18 protein-coding genes are annotated in these 22,744 nt (G+C 33.3%); 15 read left to right on the top strand and 3 right to left on the bottom strand.

All coding sequences use genetic code 11. From position 1 onward, the window contains the following. Positions 1 to 186: 186 nt before the first annotated feature. From HALHA_RS07325 to HALHA_RS07275, 12 genes are all read left to right on the top strand, one after another. Entirely contained in the window at positions 187 to 915 is a 729-nt protein-coding gene (locus HALHA_RS07325) for an MBL fold metallo-hydrolase (RefSeq protein WP_015327154.1), read from the top strand. A gap of 112 nt (positions 916 to 1,027) precedes the next feature. Then, positions 1,028 to 5,542 (top strand): glutamate synthase large subunit, encoded by a 4,515-nt coding sequence (gltB, locus tag HALHA_RS07320; RefSeq protein WP_015327153.1) that lies wholly within the window; start codon positions 1,028 to 1,030, stop codon positions 5,540 to 5,542. Then, positions 5,535 to 6,995 (top strand): glutamate synthase subunit beta, encoded by a 1,461-nt coding sequence (locus HALHA_RS07315; protein ID WP_015327152.1) that lies wholly within the window; start codon positions 5,535 to 5,537, stop codon positions 6,993 to 6,995. Before gltB ends, HALHA_RS07315 begins: the two co-directional genes overlap by 8 nt. Before the next feature lie 849 nt (positions 6,996 to 7,844). After that, entirely contained in the window at positions 7,845 to 8,996 is a 1,152-nt protein-coding gene (gene ltrA, locus HALHA_RS07310; protein WP_015325832.1) for a group II intron reverse transcriptase/maturase, read from the top strand. Positions 8,997 to 9,349: 353 nt separating this feature from the next. Beyond that, positions 9,350 to 9,646, top strand: coding sequence for a site-specific integrase (locus HALHA_RS13630; protein ID WP_052326471.1), 297 nt, complete (start codon positions 9,350 to 9,352; stop codon positions 9,644 to 9,646). Beyond that, a complete protein-coding gene (locus tag HALHA_RS13625) occupies positions 9,643 to 10,086 on the top strand; it encodes a tyrosine-type recombinase/integrase (RefSeq protein WP_052326470.1) in 444 nt (147 codons plus the stop codon). The genes HALHA_RS13630 and HALHA_RS13625 overlap by 4 nt, the downstream gene beginning before the upstream one ends. Positions 10,087 to 10,240: 154 nt before the next feature. Further along, a complete protein-coding gene (locus HALHA_RS07300; RefSeq protein ID WP_015327151.1) occupies positions 10,241 to 10,849 on the top strand; it encodes a hypothetical protein in 609 nt (202 codons plus the stop codon). A 280-nt stretch (positions 10,850 to 11,129) separates the two neighbouring features. Continuing rightward, the gene (locus tag HALHA_RS07295) at positions 11,130 to 11,543 is read left to right on the top strand and encodes a TIGR02391 family protein (protein WP_156801224.1); all 414 of its coding nucleotides are present in this window, start codon (positions 11,130 to 11,132) and stop codon (positions 11,541 to 11,543) included. Positions 11,544 to 12,231: 688 nt separating this feature from the next. Next, positions 12,232 to 13,521, top strand: a complete 1,290-nt coding sequence (gene ltrA, locus HALHA_RS07290; protein WP_015327141.1) for a group II intron reverse transcriptase/maturase — start codon at positions 12,232 to 12,234, stop codon at positions 13,519 to 13,521. Between the two features lie 671 nt (positions 13,522 to 14,192). Beyond that, positions 14,193 to 15,482 carry a group II intron reverse transcriptase/maturase gene (gene ltrA / locus HALHA_RS07285; RefSeq protein ID WP_015327148.1) on the top strand — a complete coding sequence of 430 codons (1,290 nt, stop codon included), beginning with the start codon at positions 14,193 to 14,195 and terminating at the stop codon, positions 15,480 to 15,482. 252 nt (positions 15,483 to 15,734) lie between these two features. Further along, on the top strand, positions 15,735 to 16,142 hold the full coding sequence (locus HALHA_RS07280) for a hypothetical protein (RefSeq protein WP_015327147.1): 408 nt from the start codon (positions 15,735 to 15,737) through the stop codon (positions 16,140 to 16,142). Positions 16,143 to 16,155: 13 nt separating this feature from the next. After that, on the top strand, positions 16,156 to 16,701 hold the full coding sequence (locus HALHA_RS07275; RefSeq protein ID WP_015327146.1) for a hypothetical protein: 546 nt from the start codon (positions 16,156 to 16,158) through the stop codon (positions 16,699 to 16,701). On the opposite strand, the gene HALHA_RS07270 is transcribed toward HALHA_RS07275, so the two are convergent. Next, a protein-coding gene (locus HALHA_RS07270; protein WP_156801223.1) for an IS3 family transposase occupies positions 16,652 to 17,778 on the bottom strand; the annotation gives its coding sequence in 2 pieces (ribosomal slippage) (positions 16,652 to 17,526 and positions 17,526 to 17,778; 1,128 coding nt in all). The genes HALHA_RS07275 and HALHA_RS07270 overlap by 50 nt on opposite strands. A gap of 116 nt (positions 17,779 to 17,894) precedes the next feature. Here HALHA_RS07270 and HALHA_RS07260 point away from each other — a divergent pair. Next, positions 17,895 to 18,143, top strand: coding sequence for a hypothetical protein (locus tag HALHA_RS07260; RefSeq protein WP_015327144.1), 249 nt, complete (start codon positions 17,895 to 17,897; stop codon positions 18,141 to 18,143). 995 nt (positions 18,144 to 19,138) lie between these two features. Here the strand turns inward: HALHA_RS07260 and HALHA_RS07255 are convergent. After that, positions 19,139 to 19,531, bottom strand: a complete 393-nt coding sequence (locus HALHA_RS07255; protein WP_015327143.1) for a type II toxin-antitoxin system death-on-curing family toxin — start codon at positions 19,529 to 19,531, stop codon at positions 19,139 to 19,141. Continuing rightward, positions 19,528 to 19,752 carry an AbrB/MazE/SpoVT family DNA-binding domain-containing protein gene (locus HALHA_RS07250; RefSeq protein ID WP_015327142.1) on the bottom strand — a complete coding sequence of 75 codons (225 nt, stop codon included), beginning with the start codon at positions 19,750 to 19,752 and terminating at the stop codon, positions 19,528 to 19,530. The genes HALHA_RS07255 and HALHA_RS07250 overlap by 4 nt, the downstream gene beginning before the upstream one ends. Before the next feature lie 757 nt (positions 19,753 to 20,509). Between HALHA_RS07250 and ltrA (HALHA_RS07245) the strand changes: the two genes are divergently transcribed. Then, entirely contained in the window at positions 20,510 to 21,799 is a 1,290-nt protein-coding gene (gene ltrA / locus HALHA_RS07245; RefSeq protein WP_015327141.1) for a group II intron reverse transcriptase/maturase, read from the top strand. 240 nt (positions 21,800 to 22,039) lie between these two features. Then, positions 22,040 to 22,621 (top strand): GrpB family protein, encoded by a 582-nt coding sequence (locus HALHA_RS07240; RefSeq protein WP_015327140.1) that lies wholly within the window; start codon positions 22,040 to 22,042, stop codon positions 22,619 to 22,621. The last annotated feature ends 123 nt before the right edge of the window (positions 22,622 to 22,744 follow it).

Raw genomic sequence — 22,744 nt, 5'->3', positions numbered from 1 at the left:
ATCATAGATTATTTCTTAGTTACAAACAGGAAGATAAATTTTAATCTAGAAATATAAAATACTAGTAAATCAGTGGGCAACAAAGGGCAACAAATGAATATTTTTATCTCAGTATTTATTTTAAAAGAGAACTTAATTGGGAAAAGTTAAACTATATATCAGTAATTTTAAGAAGGAGTGATAAAGATGAGACAAGCTAATATTTATCATTTATATCATAGTGGTGTAGCAATAGAAACTACTAATGCATGGTTAGTAGTTGATTATTATAATGATACTCCGAGTAAAGATAGAAGAAGTTTAAGTAATGGTGTGCTAGATACTAAAGATTTTAAAAGAAAAAAAGATAATCTAGTATTTGTAACCCATAATCATCATGATCATTTTAACCCTGTTATTTTTGAATGGGACGAAGAGGTCGATATTAATTATATCTTAAGTGCTGATGTTCAGGCCAAAGAAAAAGATAATCGCTATAAAATGGACAAGTATCAAAAGTTAGAGTTAGATGATATATTAGTTGAAACTTATGGGACTACAGACCAAGGGCTTTCTTTTTATATAGAAGTTGATGGCTTAAATATTTTTCATGCTGGAGATCTTAATTGGTGGCACTGGAAGAAGTTTAGTCCTCAAGAACGCAAACGAGAGGAAAAGGATTTTAAGGAGGAGTTAGACAAGTTAAAAGGAAAAAAGATAGATATTGCTTTTATACCAGTTGATCCTAGATTAGAAGAGTATTATTATCTAGCTGGAGAATATTTTATAAAGACAATCGAACCCCGGTTATTAGTACCAATTCATTTTGCAGATGATTATAGTATTACTTCTGACTTTGCAAAAAAAGTTAATCAATTATCAACAAAAGTAGTAGAAATTAATAAAAGAGGTAAAAAAATAGAATTTAAGAAGTAATTTTATTTATTATTTTTCCTTTAATTTTTGTGTTAAATTACATATAATATTGACTAACCCTCAATAATTATTCGAGTAACTAAAATAATATACAATAGAGGAGGAGTAGAGAATGGTTAAAGGAATAGGTATTCCACCAGCAGAAGGGCTATATTCACCTAAGCAAGAAAAAGATAGTTGTGGAGTAGGTTTTATTGCTCAAATGAAAGGTGAAAAAAGTCATAAAGTAGTGGAGCAAGGATTACAAATATTAGAGAGGTTGGCCCATCGTGGTGGTATTGGAGCAGATCCATTAACAGGAGATGGAGCTGGCTTATTAATTCAGATGCCAGATCAGTTTTTAAGAAAAGAGATGAAACAAGAAGGCGTTAAATTGCCCGAGGTAGGAGATTATGGTGTAGGTATGGTCTTTTTACCCCGGAAGTTAGATGAAGGTTTATTAGCAGAGGGAATTATTGAGCAGGTAATTAGAGAGGAAGGACAGAAAGTACTAGGGTGGCGTGAAGTGCCAGTTGATACATCTAATATTGGCGAGAGTGCTGCTAGTACCCGTCCAGTAATTAAGCAAGTTTTTATTAAAAAAGATAAAGCTATAGATAATTTTGAACTTAAGTTATATTTAATTCGTCGTAAGATTGAAAAGGCGATTGCAGAATCTGATATTAAAAATAAAGAATACTTTAATATGCCGAGTTTTTCTAATTCGGTCTTAGTATATAAAGGTTTATTGTTACCAAGACAAATTAATGACTTTTATCAGGACTTAACAGATCCACAGGTTAAGTCGGCTATTGCTTTAGTACACCAAAGATATAGTACTAATACTTTCCCATCTTGGGATTTAGCTCAGCCATTTAAGTATTTGGCCCATAATGGTGAGATCAATACGTTACGGGGTAATATTAATTGGATGGCTGCTCGAGAACCGGATTTAGAGTCTGAAGTATTAGGGGATGAGATCAATGATTTATTCCCAGTGACTAATGAAGAGGATAGTGATTCAGCTAATTTAGATCATGTAGTTGAATTATTATTAGCTTCAGGATTTAGTTTAGTAGAAGCAATGACGATGTTAGTTCCTGAAGCTTGGGAGAAAAATGAGGAATTAGATCAAGAAGTACGTGATTATTATGAATATAATGCTTGCATGATGGAACCATGGGATGGTCCAGCTGCTATTGCATTTACAGATGGTAAGCAAATCGGTGCTACTTTAGATCGAAATGGTTTACGACCAGCTAGATATATAGTAACTAAAGATGACTATGTAATCTTAGGTTCTGAGATAGGTACTTTAGATGTTGAAGCTAGTAATGTAGCTGAAAGTGGTCGTTTAAAGCCAGGTGAAATGTTATTAGTTGATACAGAAGAAGGTAGAATTATTCCAGACGAAGAGATTAAAAAGGAAGTAAGTTCTGCTAATCCTTATGGTCAATGGTTAGAGAAGAATAAACAACACTTAACTGATTTAGAAGAGGGCGTTAAGCGTTATAATGAAGATTTTGATACTATTCCAGAAAGGTTAAGGGCATTTGGTTATAATCGTGAAGATTTAAGTGTTTTAATTGGCCCGATGGCTGAAAATAAAAAAGAGGCAATTGGTTCAATGGGTAATGATACACCATTAGCTGTTTTATCTAATAATCAAAAGCCGTTATTTAATTACTTTAAGCAATTATTTGCGCAGGTAACAAATCCACCGATTGATCCTATTCGAGAAGAAATTGTTATGTCTCTTAAGTCAAATCTAGGTTCTAAAGGTAATATCCTAGAAAGAACTGAAGACAAAGCTAAGACAATTGAACTTGATTCACCTATTTTAACTAATGAAGAATTAGATAAAATAATACACTTAAAAGATAATGACTTTAATACTCGAGTAGTGCCAATGGTCTTTGATCCAGAAGAAGAAAATGGTTTAGAAAAAGGTTTAGAAAAGATGTTCCATCATGTAGAAGAGAGTATTGATGCGGGGTATAATACAATTGTATTAAGTGACCGAAAAGTTGATGATTTTAATGCTCCAATTCCTAGTTTATTAGCAACTTCTGCTTTACACAATTATTTAATTAGAGAACACAAGCGAAATGGTGTAGATATTATTGTTGAAACTGGAGGAGCAAGAGAAATTATGCACTTTGCTTTATTAATTGGTTATGGTGCATTAGCTGTTAATCCTTATCTTGCTTTAGAAACTATCTCCTATATGAGTGAAGAGGGATTATATTTAACTGAAGCTGAAGAAGAGAGCAAAAGAAAGAAAAGACAGAAAAAATATATTAAGGCTGTAGAAAAAGGCTTGTTTAAGATCATGTCTAAAATGGGGATTTCTACAATTCAAAGTTACCGGGGAGCGCAAATTTTTGAAGCTGTAGGTCTTAGTTCAGAATTTGTAGAAAAATATTTCCCAGGTACAACGACTAGAATTGAAGGGATTAGTCTAGATGTATTAGAAAAAGAAGTAATTACTAATCATCAAGATGCCTATCAAGGATTGAATAATAATTCTGAAAAAATGTTAGAGACTGAGGGAGAGTATAAGTGGCGTAAACAAGGAGAGCATCACTTATTTAGTCCAGAAGCAATTGCTAAATTACAACAGGCTACTCGTCAAGGAGACTATGAGCTTTATAAAGAGTATGCTTCATTAATTGATGATCAAAGTGAGCAGTTAGCTACTATTAGAGGTCTTTTCGAGTTTAAAGATAAAGATCCAATTCCTTTAGAAGAGGTAGAATCAGTTGAAGAGATTAGACAAAGATTTGTAACTGGAGCTATGTCTTTTGGCTCTATCTCTAAAGAAGCTCACGAAACAATTGCTAGAGCTATGAATGAAATTGGTGGTATGTCTAACTCTGGTGAAGGTGGAGAAGATCCAGCTCGGTTTGATGATGATAGAAGGAGTGCTGTTAAACAGGTAGCGTCCGGAAGATTTGGTGTAACTACTCATTATTTAGTTAATGCTGATGAGTTACAAATTAAGATGGCCCAGGGTGCTAAACCTGGTGAAGGTGGTCACTTACCTGGTCGAAAGGTTAGTGAGACAATAGCTGAAGTAAGGCATACTACGCCAGGAATCGATTTGATTTCACCACCACCACATCATGATATATACTCTATTGAGGACTTGGCCCAATTAATCTATGATTTAAAGAATGTAAATCGAGATGCTAGAGTAAGTGTTAAATTAGTGTCTGAGATTGGAATTGGAACTATTGCAGCCGGAGTATCTAAAGCTCATGCTGATATGATCTTAGTTTCTGGTTTTGATGGTGGAACTGGTGCAGCACCACTTAATTCTATAAAACATGCTGGTTTACCTTGGGAATTAGGACTTTCTGAGACGCATCAGGTATTAACTAAAAATAATCTAAGAAGCCGACTTAGAATTCAAACTGATGGTCAAATGAAGACAGGACGAGATGTAGCAGTAGCTGCCTTATTAGGCGCAGAGGAGTATGGTTTTGCTACAGCTGCTTTAGTAGTGTTAGGCTGTATTATGATGAGGGATTGTAGTAGTAATAACTGTCCTGTAGGTATTGCTACGCAGAATCCAGAGTTAAGAGCAAGATTTGCGGGTAAGAAAGAACAATTAGTTAACTACTTTACTTTTATTGCTCGACAATTAAGAGAAATTATGGCTGAATTAGGATTTAGAACAGTTGATGAAATGATTGGTCAAACTGATAAGTTAGATATGAATGAAGCTATCAAGCATTGGAAATCAGAAGGTGTAGATATCTCCAATATCTTACACAAGCCAACTTTACCAGATAGAGTAGTTGGGCGATGTGTAGAAGAGCAAGACCATGGTATTGATGATATTTTAGATAGAGATCTAATTGACCAAGCTAAATCTGCTTTAGAAGATCAAAAAGCTGTAGAATTTGATGTTGAAATCAATAATACTAATCGAACTACAGGTACAATGTTAAGTGGTGAGATTGCTAAAAGATATGGTGGAGAAGGTTTACCAGATGATACCATTAAAATTAAATTTAATGGTTATGCAGGACAGAGTTTTGGAGCCTTTGGTATGCAAGGTTTAACTATGAACCTAACAGGTCAAGCTAATGATTATGTTGGTAAAGGATTATTTGGTGGGAAGTTAATTGTACAACAACCTGAAGAAGCTACTGGAAAAGCTCATGAAAATATTATCGCTGGTAACACAATTTTGTATGGTGCAACTAGAGGAGAATTATATATGAATGGTGTTGCTGGTGAAAGATTTGCTGTTAGAAACTCTGGTGTTCATGCAGTAGTTGAAGGTATTGGAGATCACGGTTGTGAATATATGACAGGTGGTCGAGTAGTTGTATTAGGTAAGACTGGCCGTAACTTCGGAGCTGGAATGAGCGGTGGTATTGCTTATGTTTATGATATAGATGGTAATTTTAGAGATAGACTTAATAATTTAATGGTAGAAGCAGAGCAGGTAGAATTAGAAGAAGATATTGAAACTATTAAAAGATTAGTTGAAAATCATGTGCAATACACTGGCAGTAAGCGTGGGCAAGAAGTTCTAAATAATTGGGATCAAGCTATTAATAAGTTTGTAAAAGTTACTTCGCCACGTTATAAAGAAATACTTGCTAGTCGCAAGGAGGGAAAGCGTAATGGCTAAATCAGGAGGAAAAGGATTTTTAGAAATTGATAGAGAAGAGGTCCCTAAGCGACCAGTTAAAGAACGAGTAAAGGACTATAATGAAGTATACGAATCTCCAACCGAGGAATATGGAGAAAAACAAGCTAAGCGATGTATGGATTGTGGAACTCCATTCTGTAATTATTCTTGTCCACTTGGTAATTTATGTCCTGAGTGGCATTCATTTGTGAGGAAAAATGATTGGGAAAAAGCCTTAAAGTTATTGCATAAAACTAATAATTTTCCTGATTTCACAGGGCGTTTATGTCCTGCTCTTTGTGAGGGAGGATGTGTTTTAGGAATTGATGATAATGCAGTAGCTACGCAAAATATTGAGCTTGCTATTTCAGAGAAAGGTTGGGAAGAAGGATGGATTAAGCCTCGTCCTCCTAAAGTTAGAACTGATAAACAAGTAGCCGTGGTAGGTTCAGGACCAGCTGGTTTAGCAGCAGCTCAACAGTTAAACAGACAAGGACATAATGTTACTGTTTATGAGCGTGATTCCAAGCCAGGTGGTATGTTAAGTTATGGTATTCCTGATTTTAAGATAGATAAGTCTGTAGTAGCTAGAAGAGTTAATCAACTTAAAGAAGAAGGCGTTGAGTTTGTGCTTAATACTGAAATAGGAACAGATTTATTAGCTACAGAGCTTGAGAGAGAATATGATGCTGTTGTGTTAGCTGGTGGTTCAAGAAAAGCAAGGGACCTTCCAGTTTACGGTCGTGAACTAGATGGTATTCACTATGCTATGGATTATTTAACACAACAGAACAAGAGAGTAGCAGGTAAAGATATCTCTGAAGATGAAGTAATTAATGCAGAAGGTAAACGAGTGATTGTAATTGGTGGTGGAGATACTGGTTCTGACTGTGTTGGGACAGCTATTAGACAAGGTGCCGAAAAAGTATACCAGATTGAATTATTAGAAAAACCACCTACAGAAAGAGCAGCTAATAATCCATGGCCACAATATCCACAGACTTTAAAAACATCTAGTTCTCATCAAGAAGCAGAATCTTTAGTAGATACCAATGATGATGAACTTAATGTTCGAGATTGGTCTGTGTTAACCAAAAAATTTAGTGGTAATGATGACGGCCAAGTAGAAAAATATCATGCTGCTAGAGTAGAATGGGTTGCAGATGAGAATGGTGAACAAGAAATGAAAGAGATTGAGAATAGTGAATTTTCTTTAGCAGTAGATTTAGTAATTTTAGCTATTGGATTTGTTCATCCAGAACATGAAGGTATGATTGAAGAATTAGACTTAGAATTGGATGAGCGCAAGAATGTTAAAGCTAATGATTATCAGACTAGTCGAGATAAGTTTTTTGCTGCTGGTGATATGAGAAGAGGAGCCTCTTTAATTGTAAGAGCTATTAATGAAGGTAGGGAAGTTGCTAAAACTGTTAATAAATATTTAAATAAATAATGATAGGTAAAAGAGACTAACTTCTTAGGGAGGTTAGTCTCTTTTGTGTGCTCTGTAGTCTATGCTGATAGTAGGTGTAAGTCCTGCCTATTCTGGAAGAATGGATAATATGGTTGAGATATTGTGGCACTCACAGACGAAATGGGTGAGCAAACGGAGAAAACAAACGTCAACCTAAGTTAATAAAGAACAGGATATGAAGCCAACAGTAACAGGGTGTTCATCGTGAGATGTAATCTGAAGAGTTTGAGGCGAAAAATCAGTCCGGAACAATATGTGAACTGAAGGTGGCATTCATTAGTGACGATCTACCAAAAGGATGGAGAAGTCCAAAGCTGACTTACAGACCATTGGAGTATGTTAGATTAATGAGTGTGATTATGGTCGGAATGATTGGAATATAGCATAGGTGACCAGAGGATGCTCTAATATGGTCTTTATAGAAATCTATAAAGATAAGTGATGATATAACCTGAATAGGGAAAGTCAAAGCGATGAAATATTAGAGTTCAGAAGCTATCATAGTAGTGAAAAAAAATCAATGAAAGTTGATTACAGTGAAGGATAGCCAGGTTATTGAAGTTTAGAATTGAGTGTTGATGGTATTTAAATCAAAATGGTTTAAACATTGTTAAAGACAATAAGTCTTAAAAGAAATAGCGGACAGAAAATCATAACTGGAAGCGTGATGAATTTAAGAAAAACCATGACCTAAGTAGTAGTAAACTAAGAGGTGCGATTGGCGAGAGCTTAGAAGACGTGCTTAGGAATGCTACGAATATAGGGGTTTAGATATTAAGACAGGATAGGAAGAACTGGTAAGTCGTGAGGTAGGATAGGTGAAAAAAAATTAGTTCGCTATATAGTATAAAAGATTTAGTGACTAAGAAAAGACATTTACATTGTGCAGCTCAGAAAGTTTTGAATAATGGTGGTTGTGGAGGGATTGACGGTGTAGAAGTTGAAGAATTTAGAGAAAATTACACTAAGAATATGAGTGCTTTATATCGCCAGTTAACAGAAGATAGATATGAGCCACAACCAGTTCTAAGAACGTATATCTCAAAAGGAAATGGAGAACAAAGACCACTAGGTATTCCAGTAATTAAAGACCGAATTGCCCAACAAGCAGTGAAACAGATTCTAGAGATACACTTTGAAGAAATATTCTGCGACTGTTCTTATGGTTTTAGACCTAATAGGTCAACCGAAGATGCAATTAAGAAAGTAGAAGAATATAAAGAACAAGGTTATAATTGGGTATTAGACGCAGATGTCAAATCTTACTTTGATACAATAGATCATGAAATTTTAATGGAGCTGATAGCAGAGGAAGTAAGTGATGGTTGGGTATTAGATATTATTAGGTCGTGGCTTACTATAGGTGTCATGACTGAGCAAGGAAGAGAAGAAACAACGGAGGGAACTCCACAAGGAGGCGTAATTTCTCCACTTTTAGCAAATATCTACCTACATCATTTTGATAAGAAAATGAGGTGTCGAGGATATAAGATAGTTAGATTTGCCGATGACTTTATAATTATGGCTAAGAGTAAAGCTAAAGCAGAACGTGCTTTGGAAGTAACTCGCCAGATTATAGAAAATGAATTAAACTTAAGACTACATCCTCGGAAAACAGTAATTACGAATTTTAATGATGGATTTAAATTTCTAGAATTTAAATTTTATAATTGTGATTACAAAAAGCCAAAAGAGAGCTCTATTAAAAGTTTCAAGGACAAAGTAAGAAAGAAAACTAAAAGGAATAGGTCAATAGGAGTAGCTGTAATGATTGATGAGCTTAATTTAATTATTAGAGGTTGGGGTAATAGTTTTCTACTAGGAAATGTTAAAGGACTATATAAAAGGTTAGATGGTTGGATAAGAATGAGATTACGTTGTTTTATAGAAGGAAAGAAGGCGAAAGGGCAGAATTATCGCCTTCCTAATAAAATATTAAGAGATTTAGGACTAGAATCACTGCTTACCGATGTGCTTTAGACAAGAGTAAAATATACATTTGTGGCAACACAAAGACGATAACTTACTCTCTGTTAAGGAGCAACAATGACCGAAAGCTGTATACGGGAGAACCGTACGTGCAGTTTGACAAGAGGTCCCAGCCGTGAGGCTGGTCCTACTTTATTTTTGTTTTTCTAATCATCTTATTTTAGATAGACTTTTGTAAGTTTTATTTACTTACTTAATTTAGTATTATTTTCAATGAAAACCTTATAGTATTTGCATTTAACAATTAAATAAGATATTATATTGGAAAGATTATGCCATATTACATATTCAATACATAAATTGGTTATACAAATTATAGATCTATTTAAGAAAGGAGCCAATTTATGTCTGATAATTTCACAATTGAGGAAGTAGAAAGACAGTTAAAATTAAAAGGATATAGTCCAAAAACGATAGCAGTATATTTAAGTCATGTAAAAAGTTTTATTCGGTTTTTTGATAATAACTTAGATCGAATTACTAATAAGAAAGTAAATAAATATTTATTATATTTATTAGAGGAGAGAGGATTATCTCATTCCTTTGTTAATCAAGCAATTAACGCAATTAAATTTGTGATTAATGAAATATTAAATAAAGATAATATTTCAGTTTATATCTTGTTTATTCAGCTGGATTGAGAGTAGGTGAAGTAGTTAGATTAAAAATTGAAGATATTGATAGTGATAGAATGTTAATTAGAATTCGACAAGGGAAAGGAAGAAAAGATAGAGATACAATACTTTCTAAAGGTGGACTTAAGCAATTACGTAAATACTATAAATTATACAAGCCAACAGGCTGGTTATTTCCAGGAGGAAAGCCAAATTCACATTTGACTAGAAGAAGTGTACAACGAATCTTTAAGAAAGCTTGTTGCAAAGCTAAAATTACTAAGGATGTCTCAGTTCATTCTTTAAGACATTCATTTGCTACACATTTGTTAGAGAGAGGAACTGATTTGCGTTATATTCAGGAGTTGCTTGGTCATAAAAGTTCACGAACAACCGAAATCTATACTCATGTGAGCAAACGAAGTATTGGTAAAATTGAAAGTCCATTAGATAAATTAATGGATTAATGATAATGGAGGTATAGTTGGTATTAACGACATATGTCGTTAATACCACATTAATTATTAGATTTACGAAATATGTCGTAAAAAAAAGAGTTAGGCGACAGACACTAAACATGTATTATTTCGCTTGGCTTAATTAATTTGAAAGGAGAAAATTATGTTGAAAACCATTTCAGATATTTTATATTCATCTCTAGAGAATTTATTTGTAAATCAATCCAGGATCTTGGAATATACAGAAGAGACTAATATAACTGAATGGAATTTAGGACATCATCTTGCAAATGAAATAAAAAAATATCTTTTTTGGTTAGATAATGATGTTGAGGTAATTAAAACAAATTTAGAAAATAAAAGACCTGATATTATATTTCATAAAAGGACCTGTTACTCTTTAGATTATCTAGTTATAGAAATTAAAAGAAATGAAGAAAGTGGAAAATCTGATATTGAAAAAATTGAAGATTTTTGGATGGGAAATAGATTAGATTATAGGTATGGGGCCTATATAAATATTGATGATAATGGTGATTATAATGGTTGTGTTTTTGATCAAAATGGTAATAAAAAAGATATTAATAGAGAAGAAAATAATTATGTATCTCCATTTTGCAAGATGAGGTTAATTAATGAACAAGCTTCTGATTTATATAATAAAGTTGATGAGGTTTGCGAAGTTGAGAATAGAAATAAGGGGTGGAGGGCAAAAAATAGAGTTGAAAGAATTGAAGGATTGTGGAGGGAATTGTTAGAGATAGATGATTAAATTTTAGATCTAAGGTTTTCCGAAAGTATAAGGGAAGTAATTTGACTTTCATAGGAGGAAAAATTATGGGGAAAGATGATAATATAATAAAAAATGAAGTTATTGCTGAATCAGAAAGAAGGAATTATGAACGTGTACGGATCAGGATAATCCATATACTTTTATTGATATAAGAATATTTCAAAGAGGTTTTGAGGATGGTGAAAAAGTATATTACCCTACCCAAAAAGGGGTGCAATTTCGCGAAGATCATTTTCAGGAATTAATTGGGGAATGGACATTGGTTCCGGAATTATTGTTTCACCAAAGTATAACTGAAGAAGCTTGGCCAAGTATGAAAATCGGGAAGTACGACAATGCTGTATTTGAGGCTTTTAAGCTTGTTGAAATAAGAGTTAGAGAGATTGGAAATTTTCCGCAAGATAAAATAGGAGTAGCTTTGATTAGAGAAGCTTTTAATGTTGATAGTGGTCCGCTACAAAATTTTGATTTACCAAAAGCAGAACAAGAAGCTATATCTCACTTTTTTTCCGGAGCAATAGGATTATATAAAAACCCACATAGTCATAGAAAAGTAGAATTAGAATTTAAAGAAGCTTTTGAGATGGTTTTAATTGCAAGTCATTTATTAAGCAAATTAGATTCAATAGAGGAAAGAATTTCAGAAAAAATTTATAATATGCTGAGATTATAGTTGAAACGAAGCTGATCCGTTTTAAAGACGTGTCCGTCGCCTAACATGGGCTTAACGACATCTGAGCTGTGGAAATATCGACCGCGATGACTTATATCAGTAGGATATTGTTTTAAAGGAGAAGATTAGTTGTATCGAAAGTAAGCTCAGACGTCGCGAATCCCAGGGACGTTGTATGTCCAGCGAAGCTGGACATATCCAACGGGTGAAAGTCCCGTCAAGGTAAAAGTCAAAGCCTTGTAGTAGGATAGCAGTGTGGTGAGAGATCTAAACATTGAAGTCTATTGACAAAGATATCGTTAGGATATCGAGCAAGTATTCAGACTATAACACCAGTGAACGCATACTAGCTTCGAAAGGGGTAAAATTTGGTGGTCGAACCTTTAACGTCTGGGTGAAGACAGGATATATAAATGAAAATGACTGAAACATTTATATACACCAGCGGAGTATTAGCGGTAGTATGGATACAAGGATATGTCTGGAACTGGAGAAGCCCTACTTCTTCCTGTGAGAAATCACTTGAGCAAAGAAGATTTTATAACTAAGACCTAGGAAATGAATTGGAAAAGAAGAGGGTGGCGGACGGGTTTGTAGTAGCGAAGATTATGAAGTAAATATAACTTCATATAGCAAAGGAACCCTACTATTTAATAATTTCTCTAACAATACAGGAGGTAAGGGTGAAATGATAAAAGCATCCATTAGTTTACAAGACTTGAGAAGGAGAATATATCTTAAATCTAAAAAGGAAGAATCTCATAAATTCTGGGGGATGTATGTTCATGTATGCAAAATGGACACACTTAGGAAAGCATATATAATGGCAAAAGAGAAAGCTGGTTCTTCAGGAATAGATAGAGTGACATTTGAAGATATTGAAGAAATAGGAGTAACAAAATATCTGAAAGAAATAAGAGAAGAACTAGTAAATAGGACATATAAACCACAGATAAATCGAAAACAAGAGATACCAAAAGAAAATGGGAAAGTAAGAGTGCTAGGAATTCCAACTATTAAAGATAGAATAGTACAGGGAGCTTTAAAATTAATATTAGAGCCGATATTTGAAGCAGATTTTCAAGAAGGTTCTTATGGATATCGCCCAAAAAGGAATGCTCATCAAGCAGTAAAGAAAATAGAAAAAGCAATAATAACGGGGAAAAGAAAAGTAATAGACTTAGATTTATCAAATTACTTTGATACAGTAAAACATCATATTCTGCTAGCTAAAGTGGGAAAGCGAGTAATAGATAAAGATATAATGCATCTGATAAAGCTAATATTAAAAGCTAGTGGGAAAGAAGGTGTACCTCAAGGTGGAGTTATTTCTCCATTATTTGCTAATCTTTATTTAAATGAAGTTGATAAAATGCTTGAAAGAGCAACCGAGGTGACAAAGAGTAAAGGGAGATATACAGAGGTAGAATATGCCCGCTTTGCAGATGATATTGTAATAGCAGTATCGAGCCATTACAGTATGAATTGGTTGCTTCCAAAAGTAATGAAAAGGCTGAAAGAAGAATTTAACAAGATACAAGTAAAGATAAACAAAGAAAAGACTAAGATAGTGAACTTAGAAGAAGGAGATTCAATAAATTTTTTAGGGTTTACTATAAAAAGAAGGAAGACTTTCAGCGGAAAATGGGGAGTATTGACAACACCTCAAATCAAGAAGAGAACAAAGTTACTACAGAAAATAAGGGAAGTAGTTAAAAAGCATAGAACAACAGGTATATTTGAAAGTATGATAGAAGAATTAAACTCTGTACTAAGGGGTTGGATTAATTACTTTACCATAGGAGATTCAAGAAATTGTTTTTCTTATATCAGAGATTATGTAGAAAAGAAAGTAAGAAGGTATCTAATGAAGCAGCGAGGAAAACAAGGATATGGCTGGGAGAGATGGAGTAGCGATTGGTTGTACAATAAAGTAGGTTTATTTAATGATTATAAAGTAGCTCATTATCAACCATAGCGAAAGTTAGTACAGCTTAAAACTTATGAGATTTAAGACGAAGTTAATAGGAAAGCCGTGTACGGGAGAACCGTACGCACGGTTTGCAGAGGCGGAGTTTGGGAATTTAATATAGATAAATGTTAATCTAAATTAAAGCACCAGCTTCGACCCTACGTATGTCCAGCGAAGCTGGACATATCCAACGGGTGAAAGTCCCGTCAAGGTAAAAGTCAAAGCCTTGTAGTAGGATAGCAGTGTGGTGAGAGATCTAAACATTGAAGTCTATTGACAAAGATATCGTTAGGATATCGAGCAAGTATTCAGACTATAACACCAGTGAACGCATACTAGCTTCGAAAGGGGTAAAATTTGGTGGTCGAACCTTTAACGTCTGGGTGAAGACAGGATATATAAATGAAAATGACTGAAACATTTATATACACCAGCGGAGTATTAGCGGTAGTATGGATACAAGGATATGTCTGGAACTGGAGAAGCCCTACTTCTTCCTGTGAGAAATCACTTGAGCAAAGAAGATTTTATAACTAAGACCTAGGAAATGAATTGGAAAAGAAGAGGGTGGCGGACGGGTTTGTAGTAGCGAAGATTATGAAGTAAATATAACTTCATATAGCAAAGGAACCCTACTATTTAATAATTTCTCTAACAATACAGGAGGTAAGGGTGAAATGATAAAAGCATCCATTAGTTTACAAGACTTGAGAAGGAGAATATATCTTAAATCTAAAAAGGAAGAATCTCATAAATTCTGGGGGATGTATGTTCATGTATGCAAAATGGACACACTTAGGAAAGCATATATAATGGCAAAAGAGAAAGCTGGTTCTTCAGGAATAGATAGAGTGACATTTGAAGATATTGAAGAAATAGGAGTAACAAAATATCTGAAAGAAATAAGAGAAGAACTAGTAAATAGGACATATAAACCACAGATAAATCGAAAACAAGAGATACCAAAAGAAAATGGGAAAGTAAGAGTGCTAGGAATTCCAACTATTAAAGATAGAATAGTACAGGGAGCTTTAAAATTAATATTAGAGCCGATATTTGAAGCAGATTTTCAAGAAGGTTCTTATGGATATCGCCCAAAAAGGAATGCTCATCAAGCAGTAAAGAAAATAGAAAAAGCAATAATAACGGGGAAAAGAAAAGTAATAGACTTAGATTTATCAAATTACTTTGATACAGTAAAACATCATATTCTGCTAGCTAAAGTGGGAAAGCGAGTAATAGATAAAGATATAATGCATCTGATAAAGCTAATATTAAAAGCTAGTGGGAAAGAAGGTGTACCTCAAGGTGGAGTTATTTCTCCATTATTTGCTAATCTTTATTTAAATGAAGTTGATAAAATGCTTGAAAGAGCAACCGAGGTGACAAAGAGTAAAGGGAGATATACAGAGGTAGAATATGCCCGCTTTGCAGATGATATTGTAATAGCAGTATCGAGCCATTACAGTATGAATTGGTTGCTTCCAAAAGTAATGAAAAGGCTGAAAGAAGAATTTAACAAGATACAAGTAAAGATAAACAAAGAAAAGACTAAGATAGTGAACTTAGAAGAAGGAGATTCAATAAATTTTTTAGGGTTTACTATAAAAAGAAGGAAGACTTTCAGCGGAAAATGGGGAGTATTGACAACACCTCAAATCAAGAAGAGAACAAAGTTACTACAGAAAATAAGGGAAGTAGTTAAAAAGCATAGAACAACAGGTATATTTGAAAGTATGATAGAAGAATTAAACTCTGTACTAAGGGGTTGGATTAATTACTTTACCATAGGAGATTCAAGAAATTGTTTTTCTTATATCAGAGATTATGTAGAAAAGAAAGTAAGAAGGTATCTAATGAAGCAGCGAGGAAAACAAGGATATGGCTGGAAGAGATGGAGTAGCGATTGGTTGTACAATAAAGTAGGTTTATTTAATGATTATAAAGTAGCTCATTATCAACCATAGCGAAAGTTAGTACAGCTTAAAACTTATGAGATTTAAGACGAAGTTAATAGGAAAGCCGTGTACGGGAGAACCGTACGCACGGTTTGCAGAGGCGGAGTTTGGGAATTTAATATAGATAAATGTTAATCTAAATTAAAGCACTAGCTTCGACCCTACAGGTGACATACCAAGTTAATATCAATTAATAAAGAGTAATTAGTATAATGAAAAAATAGAGCGATATAATATTAAATTTAGGTAGGTGAAAGATGAATGTTTAGCAGAAGACTAAATTGGAAATTTATTATTTTGTTAATATTAGTTTTCTTCTTGGTTGGATGTAGTGATTCTAATAATGCTACAGAGAATGGAGGGATAGAAGGATATATTTATAGAGATTTAAATGAGGATAATTATATTGACTATATAGTAAGTGGAGAAAGAAGAAATGATGCAAGTTTAGTTCCAGTTTTTGCTAAGATTAAAGCAAGAGATTATAGTTATGAACCAACATTAACTTATTCAAACCAAATAGGATATTTTAAAATAAGCAGATTGAAAGAAGGAGATTATGAGGTTCAAATTAGTATTCCAGTTGAAGGAGATTATTATCCTGATTATATTGAAACTAAGATTCATGTAAATAAGGATAAGATAACTAAAATTAATTATTCTGATTAAAAGGAGTATAAAAATGAAAAGAATAAATTTATCATTTAGTATAATTTTAATCGTTTTTAGTTTAATATGTGGAATAAATATTAAAATTGAGGCAGAAGAAAAAATAGATTTAAATAAGTATTTTGATTCAACTATAGAAAATAAATCAATTTATGATTCTTCAAAGGAGAATGAAAAAGAACCAAAACAACAAGATCAAAATGTTTCTGAAAAAGAAGAAACATCATTTAATAATTCTAATACAGGATTTAAGTGGTTTGCTGGTGTTACACAGAATACTTTTGACACTACCATGACATTACATGGATTAAAATGGACAAAACATAAAGAAGAGTTACAAAGAGGTGTAGGTTTTTATGGTGGAGTAAAATATAAGTTTACTGATCGAGTAGGAATTAATGGAGGTATTGAATATATAGCTAGTGAAAAGGATGATTTAAAAGTTAGTTTATTTGCTCCTTATGGGGAAGTTACATTAGGTTTTTTCGATGATGGATTGTCAACACTTTTTAGGCCACTTTTTTCTCGGACATTAAATACCTATATTCAACAGGTGTAAGATAATCAAGTGACCCGTGAATTCGGTGGTTATTATACCAGTTAACATAATCAAAGAGCTCATATTCTAATTCTTCAAAACTGTTAAATTTTCTATTAAATACAAATTCAGTTTTAACTACTTTAAAGGCGGCTTCTGCTACTGCATTGTCATAAGGACAACCTTTTTTACTTAAAGATCGTTCAATATCGAATGTACTTAAAATCTGATCTATTGCTTTATTTTTAAACTCATTACCCCTGTCAGTATGCAAGATGTTTATCTCATCAATTGGTCTCTTAATACTATAAAAGGCTTTAGTTACTAATTCAGCATCTTTCTTTTTACCAGCAGCACAACCTATAAATTCACGGTTAAACAGGTCTATTATTAGGCATATATAATTCCATTTGCCATTAACATTAACATAGGTTAAATCACTAACTACAACATCTAAGGCCTGCTTTTTATTGAAATCTCTATCAACAATATTATCTATTTTTTCTTCATTACATTTTGGAGAATGAACTTTATACTGCTTAACAGTATAATTGGAGACTAGACCATACTTTTTCATAATTTTAGATATTCGTCTTCGAGATACTTTATAACCTTTTTTATCTAGTCTATTTTTGATTTTTCTAGTCCCATAATTATTTCTACTATTTTTAAAGATAGTTATTATTAGATTTTCAAGTTCGGTATTACAAGACTTTTTCTTGGGTTCGTAATAAACAGAACTTCTTGAAATATTAAGCACCTTGCACATTGCGCTAATACTGTATTTCTCTTTATTTGCCTTAACAACAGCTACTTTTGTCCTAGTATCAGCGCTGCTTGCTTTAAAATATCATTCTCCATCTTAAGTTGTTTAATTTCTTTACGTAATTTTAATAGTTCTTTTTCTTCATCAGTTCTATTATCTTTAGCTTTAAAAGAACCAGAATTATTAAAGTCTTTTTTCCATTTATGGACAGTAGATCTTGCAATACCATATTCATTAATAATATCACTTATCTTTTTACCGTTATTAGCAAGGTTAACAATTTTCTTTTTAAATTCATCATTATAACGTTTGGCCATGATATTCTCCCCCAATTTAATTTATATTCTTTTATTATATCATGTCCGAGAAAAAACTGTATGATTAATTATAACCTATCTATGATTTAATAGAATTAAATGCTGGATTAGGTAAGTATTCATACGAATTTATGAAAAGTTACTTTTCACTAGAAAGTTATAGTCGTCAATCAACACAAATACATGGAGGAGAAGGAATAGGTTATCTACTTGGTAGTCAGATTAATATTCCTTTTAATAATGATAGTTATTTAAAGACCGGAGTAAAATATAGGTTTTTAGATATAGAGATTGATCAAATAGAGTTTGAGGATGCATATGGTTTGGAAATTGATATGAGTGGGTGGAGATTTAATCTTGGAATTTGCAAATATTTTTAAAATGAATATATAAAAGAGGGAATTAGTGTTATTAGATTATAGAAATTTAAAGTGGAATTGCTATTGTATTAAAACGGGTACGTCACCTAACAGCAGCTTAGCGACATCCCAGTGTGGGAGTATAAATGAAGATTGGGACTGATTATGTGAGGTTGTAATTTTAATTAGAGGTTAGAGTGTTGGTGAGGACGTCGCGAAGCTGCGGGACGTTGTATGTCCAGCGAAGCTGGACATATCCAACGGGTGAAAGTCCCGTCAAGGTAAAAGTCAAAGCCTTGTAGCAGAATAGCAATGTGGAGGGAGATCGAAGCATTGGAGTCTATTGACAAAGGTATCTATAGGATATCGAGCAAGTATTCAGACCATAACACCAGTGAACGCATAGTAGCTTCGAAAGGGCTAAATTTGGTGGTCGAGCCTTTAACGTCTGGGCGAAGACAGAATATATAAATAAAATTGACTGATGCATTTATATACACCAGCGGAGTATTAGCGATGGTATGAATACAAGGATATGTCTGGAAGAGATGGAGTAGCGATTGGTTGTACGATAAAGTAGGTTTATTTAATGATTATAAAGTAGCTCATTATCAACCATAGCGAAAGTTAGTACAGCTTAAAACTTATGAGATTTAAGACGAAGTTAATAGGAAGCCGTGTACCGGGAGAACCGTACGCACGGTTTGCAGAGGCGGAGTTTGGGAATTTAATATAGATAAATGTTAATCTAAATTAAAGCACCAGCTTCGACCCTACATAAGACATTTTGCTAAATGGAAGTTTTGTGGTTTGATTAAAAATAAAGAAACTCATAGTTCTGAGAGATAGATGCTGTAAAATGATATCTTCTTGAATTTCTTAGACAATAATTAGTTTTGGATATTTTACATTTATCGTTAAACTAAATTATCATCTGTATAATCTAATAATTTGAATTTAATTCTTATGAGAAATATGAGAAAACTTCTCGATAGAGAAATTAAATTACCAAGAAGTTAGATAGAGATAGTATTTTGCACTATCCATTTTGTTAATTCATCTTTTGAAAGATTTTCAGATGATAGTTTTATCATTATTTTATAAGTTTCTTTTTCAGAGGCAGTTATTTCATATCCGTTATTTTGAAGGAATGTATCCATAGCAACAAGGGCAACCCGTTTATTGCCATCTATGAATGGATGATTTTTGCATAAGTGAAATCCATAGGCTGATGCCATTTTGAAAATACTATCATGCAAGTAGTTACCTTCAAAAGTGCTTTTAGGTTGCTTTATAGCAGAATCAAGAAGTTTTTCATCTCTTATTCCAGTGCTACCACCATAAATTTGGATGAGTTGCTCATGGAAATATAGTATAACCTTTTTAGGAATAAAATTTACATTTTTCATTTAGATAGTTCCTTTAATGTGTTTTTGAATTTTTGATTTGTTTTTTCAAAAGATTTAGTCCATTCTTCAAATTCAGGGTCATAAGGAGTTAATGTAAAACCATCATTTTCTTCAATAAGATGGAGTTCTTCTCCTTCTTTCAAATGATATTTTTCCATGACTTCTTTAGGAATAGTAAACCCATAACTATTTCCAACTTTACGAAGTTTTATAGTTTGCATAGTTATCACCTCACTTATATTATAACATTTGTATTACATAATATTCAATAGAAATTTAAATGGGAATTGAAGATTGGTAGGAGATTGTAAGGTTTGGAGAACGCAAAACGCCTTATAACAGCACCTTAGCGACATCCCAACTTGAGAGAATAAATGGAAAGCGGGGCTGACTTATGTTAGGTTGTAATTTTAGTTAGAGGTTGGGGTGCGTTGGTGGGGACGTCGCGAAGCTGCGGGACGTTGTATGTCCAGCGAAGCTGGACATATCCAACGGGTGAAAGTCCCGTCAAGGTAAAAGTCAAAGCCTTGTAGTAGGATAGCAGTGTGGTGAGAGATCTAAACATTGAAGTCTATTGACAAAGATATCGTTAGGATATCGAGCAAGTATTCAGACTATAACACCAGTGAACGCATACTAGCTTCGAAAGGGGTAAAATTTGGTGGTCGAACCTTTAACGTCTGGGTGAAGACAGGATATATAAATGAAAATGACTGAAACATTTATATACACCAGCGGAGTATTAGCGGTAGTATGGATACAAGGATATGTCTGGAACTGGAGAAGCCCTACTTCTTCCTGTGAGAAATCACTTGAGCAAAGAAGATTTTATAACTAAGACCTAGGAAATGAATTGGAAAAGAAGAGGGTGGCGGACGGGTTTGTAGTAGCGAAGATTATGAAGTAAATATAACTTCATATAGCAAAGGAACCCTACTATTTAATAATTTCTCTAACAATACAGGAGGTAAGGGTGAAATGATAAAAGCATCCATTAGTTTACAAGACTTGAGAAGGAGAATATATCTTAAATCTAAAAAGGAAGAATCTCATAAATTCTGGGGGATGTATGTTCATGTATGCAAAATGGACACACTTAGGAAAGCATATATAATGGCAAAAGAGAAAGCTGGTTCTTCAGGAATAGATAGAGTGACATTTGAAGATATTGAAGAAATAGGAGTAACAAAATATCTGAAAGAAATAAGAGAAGAACTAGTAAATAGGACATATAAACCACAGATAAATCGAAAACAAGAGATACCAAAAGAAAATGGGAAAGTAAGAGTGCTAGGAATTCCAACTATTAAAGATAGAATAGTACAGGGAGCTTTAAAATTAATATTAGAGCCGATATTTGAAGCAGATTTTCAAGAAGGTTCTTATGGATATCGCCCAAAAAGGAATGCTCATCAAGCAGTAAAGAAAATAGAAAAAGCAATAATAACGGGGAAAAGAAAAGTAATAGACTTAGATTTATCAAATTACTTTGATACAGTAAAACATCATATTCTGCTAGCTAAAGTGGGAAAGCGAGTAATAGATAAAGATATAATGCATCTGATAAAGCTAATATTAAAAGCTAGTGGGAAAGAAGGTGTACCTCAAGGTGGAGTTATTTCTCCATTATTTGCTAATCTTTATTTAAATGAAGTTGATAAAATGCTTGAAAGAGCAACCGAGGTGACAAAGAGTAAAGGGAGATATACAGAGGTAGAATATGCCCGCTTTGCAGATGATATTGTAATAGCAGTATCGAGCCATTACAGTATGAATTGGTTGCTTCCAAAAGTAATGAAAAGGCTGAAAGAAGAATTTAACAAGATACAAGTAAAGATAAACAAAGAAAAGACTAAGATAGTGAACTTAGAAGAAGGAGATTCAATAAATTTTTTAGGGTTTACTATAAAAAGAAGGAAGACTTTCAGCGGAAAATGGGGAGTATTGACAACACCTCAAATCAAGAAGAGAACAAAGTTACTACAGAAAATAAGGGAAGTAGTTAAAAAGCATAGAACAACAGGTATATTTGAAAGTATGATAGAAGAATTAAACTCTGTACTAAGGGGTTGGATTAATTACTTTACCATAGGAGATTCAAGAAATTGTTTTTCTTATATCAGAGATTATGTAGAAAAGAAAGTAAGAAGGTATCTAATGAAGCAGCGAGGAAAACAAGGATATGGCTGGGAGAGATGGAGTAGCGATTGGTTGTACAATAAAGTAGGTTTATTTAATGATTATAAAGTAGCTCATTATCAACCATAGCGAAAGTTAGTACAGCTTAAAACTTATGAGATTTAAGACGAAGTTAATAGGAAAGCCGTGTACGGGAGAACCGTACGCACGGTTTGCAGAGGCGGAGTTTGGGAATTTAATATAGATAAATGTTAATCTAAATTAAAGCACCAGCTTCGACCCTACATATGAAATTCCCTGTAATACTAGTATAATATAAGTGGGAGGTTAACGGTGAATTTATCATAAAAAATACATTTGGGGGTTATTATGGGAAAAGATTTATCTGAAATGACATTAGAAGAACTTTGGGAATTGTTCCCAATAATCTTACGTGAACATAATCCAGAGTATAAAGAATGGTATTTAAAAGAAAAAGAAAATATTGAAAAAACAGTAGGTTTGAATAAGATTGAACGAATTAATCATATTGGCAGTAGCGCAATTGAAGGACTGATTGCAAAGCCAACAGTAGATATTCTGTTAGAAGTTGGTTGTAATAGTGATATTGATAATTTAAAATTAAGGCTAGAAAATGCAGGTTGGACACTTATGGCGTTTGAAAAGAAACCAGATTTAAAAATGTCATTTAATAAAGGATATACTTCAAATGGATTTGCTGAAAAGGTATTCCATCTCCATGTCCGATTTTTAGGAGATTGGGATGAATTATATTTTAGAGATTACCTTATGATTCATGAAGAAGTTGCGAAAAAATATGGAGAATTAAAACAAAAATTAAAAAAACAATATGAGCATAATAGAGATGGATATACTGAGGCAAAAACAGAGTTTATTAAAAAATGGACAAAGCAAGCAAGAAAAGAGTTTCCTAATAGATATCTACCATAAAAGATGACTGGAGAAATCATTAAATTATTCGTGGGAGCCGGGAACTTCATATAACAAAATATTGCCGGTTCCATTCCTAACGTCATTCCACCCAAATTCCTTCGCTAAGGGCAGTCGCCCTAG

Origin of the sequence: Halobacteroides halobius DSM 5150, from assembly GCF_000328625.1 — a bacterium.
GTDB classification, from domain to species: domain Bacteria; phylum Bacillota; class Halanaerobiia; order Halobacteroidales; family Halobacteroidaceae; genus Halobacteroides; species Halobacteroides halobius.
The sequence above is the reverse complement of the archived record's forward strand: the minus strand, read 5'-3'. Positions and strand labels throughout refer to the sequence as shown.

Excerpts from the sequence above, each read along its gene's own strand:
- HALHA_RS07240 (WP_015327140.1), top strand. The coding sequence starts at position 22,040 with ATGGGAAAAGATTTATCTGAAATGACATTAGAAGAACTTTGGGAATTG.
- HALHA_RS07260 (WP_015327144.1), top strand. The coding sequence starts at position 17,895 with ATGAAAAGTTACTTTTCACTAGAAAGTTATAGTCGTCAATCAACACAA.
- HALHA_RS07255 (WP_015327143.1), bottom strand. The coding sequence starts at position 19,531 with ATGAAAAATGTAAATTTTATTCCTAAAAAGGTTATACTATATTTCCAT.
- gltB (WP_015327153.1), top strand. The coding sequence starts at position 1,028 with ATGGTTAAAGGAATAGGTATTCCACCAGCAGAAGGGCTATATTCACCT.
- ltrA (WP_015327141.1), top strand. The coding sequence starts at position 20,510 with ATGATAAAAGCATCCATTAGTTTACAAGACTTGAGAAGGAGAATATAT.
- ltrA (WP_015327141.1), top strand. The coding sequence starts at position 12,232 with ATGATAAAAGCATCCATTAGTTTACAAGACTTGAGAAGGAGAATATAT.
- HALHA_RS07280 (WP_015327147.1), top strand. The coding sequence starts at position 15,735 with ATGTTTAGCAGAAGACTAAATTGGAAATTTATTATTTTGTTAATATTA.
- HALHA_RS07275 (WP_015327146.1), top strand. The coding sequence starts at position 16,156 with ATGAAAAGAATAAATTTATCATTTAGTATAATTTTAATCGTTTTTAGT.
- HALHA_RS07250 (WP_015327142.1), bottom strand. The coding sequence starts at position 19,752 with ATGCAAACTATAAAACTTCGTAAAGTTGGAAATAGTTATGGGTTTACT.
- HALHA_RS07325 (WP_015327154.1), top strand. The coding sequence starts at position 187 with ATGAGACAAGCTAATATTTATCATTTATATCATAGTGGTGTAGCAATA.
- HALHA_RS07300 (WP_015327151.1), top strand. The coding sequence starts at position 10,241 with ATGTTGAAAACCATTTCAGATATTTTATATTCATCTCTAGAGAATTTA.
- HALHA_RS07315 (WP_015327152.1), top strand. The coding sequence starts at position 5,535 with ATGGCTAAATCAGGAGGAAAAGGATTTTTAGAAATTGATAGAGAAGAG.
- HALHA_RS13630 (WP_052326471.1), top strand. The coding sequence starts at position 9,350 with ATGTCTGATAATTTCACAATTGAGGAAGTAGAAAGACAGTTAAAATTA.
- ltrA (WP_015327148.1), top strand. The coding sequence starts at position 14,193 with ATGATAAAAGCATCCATTAGTTTACAAGACTTGAGAAGGAGAATATAT.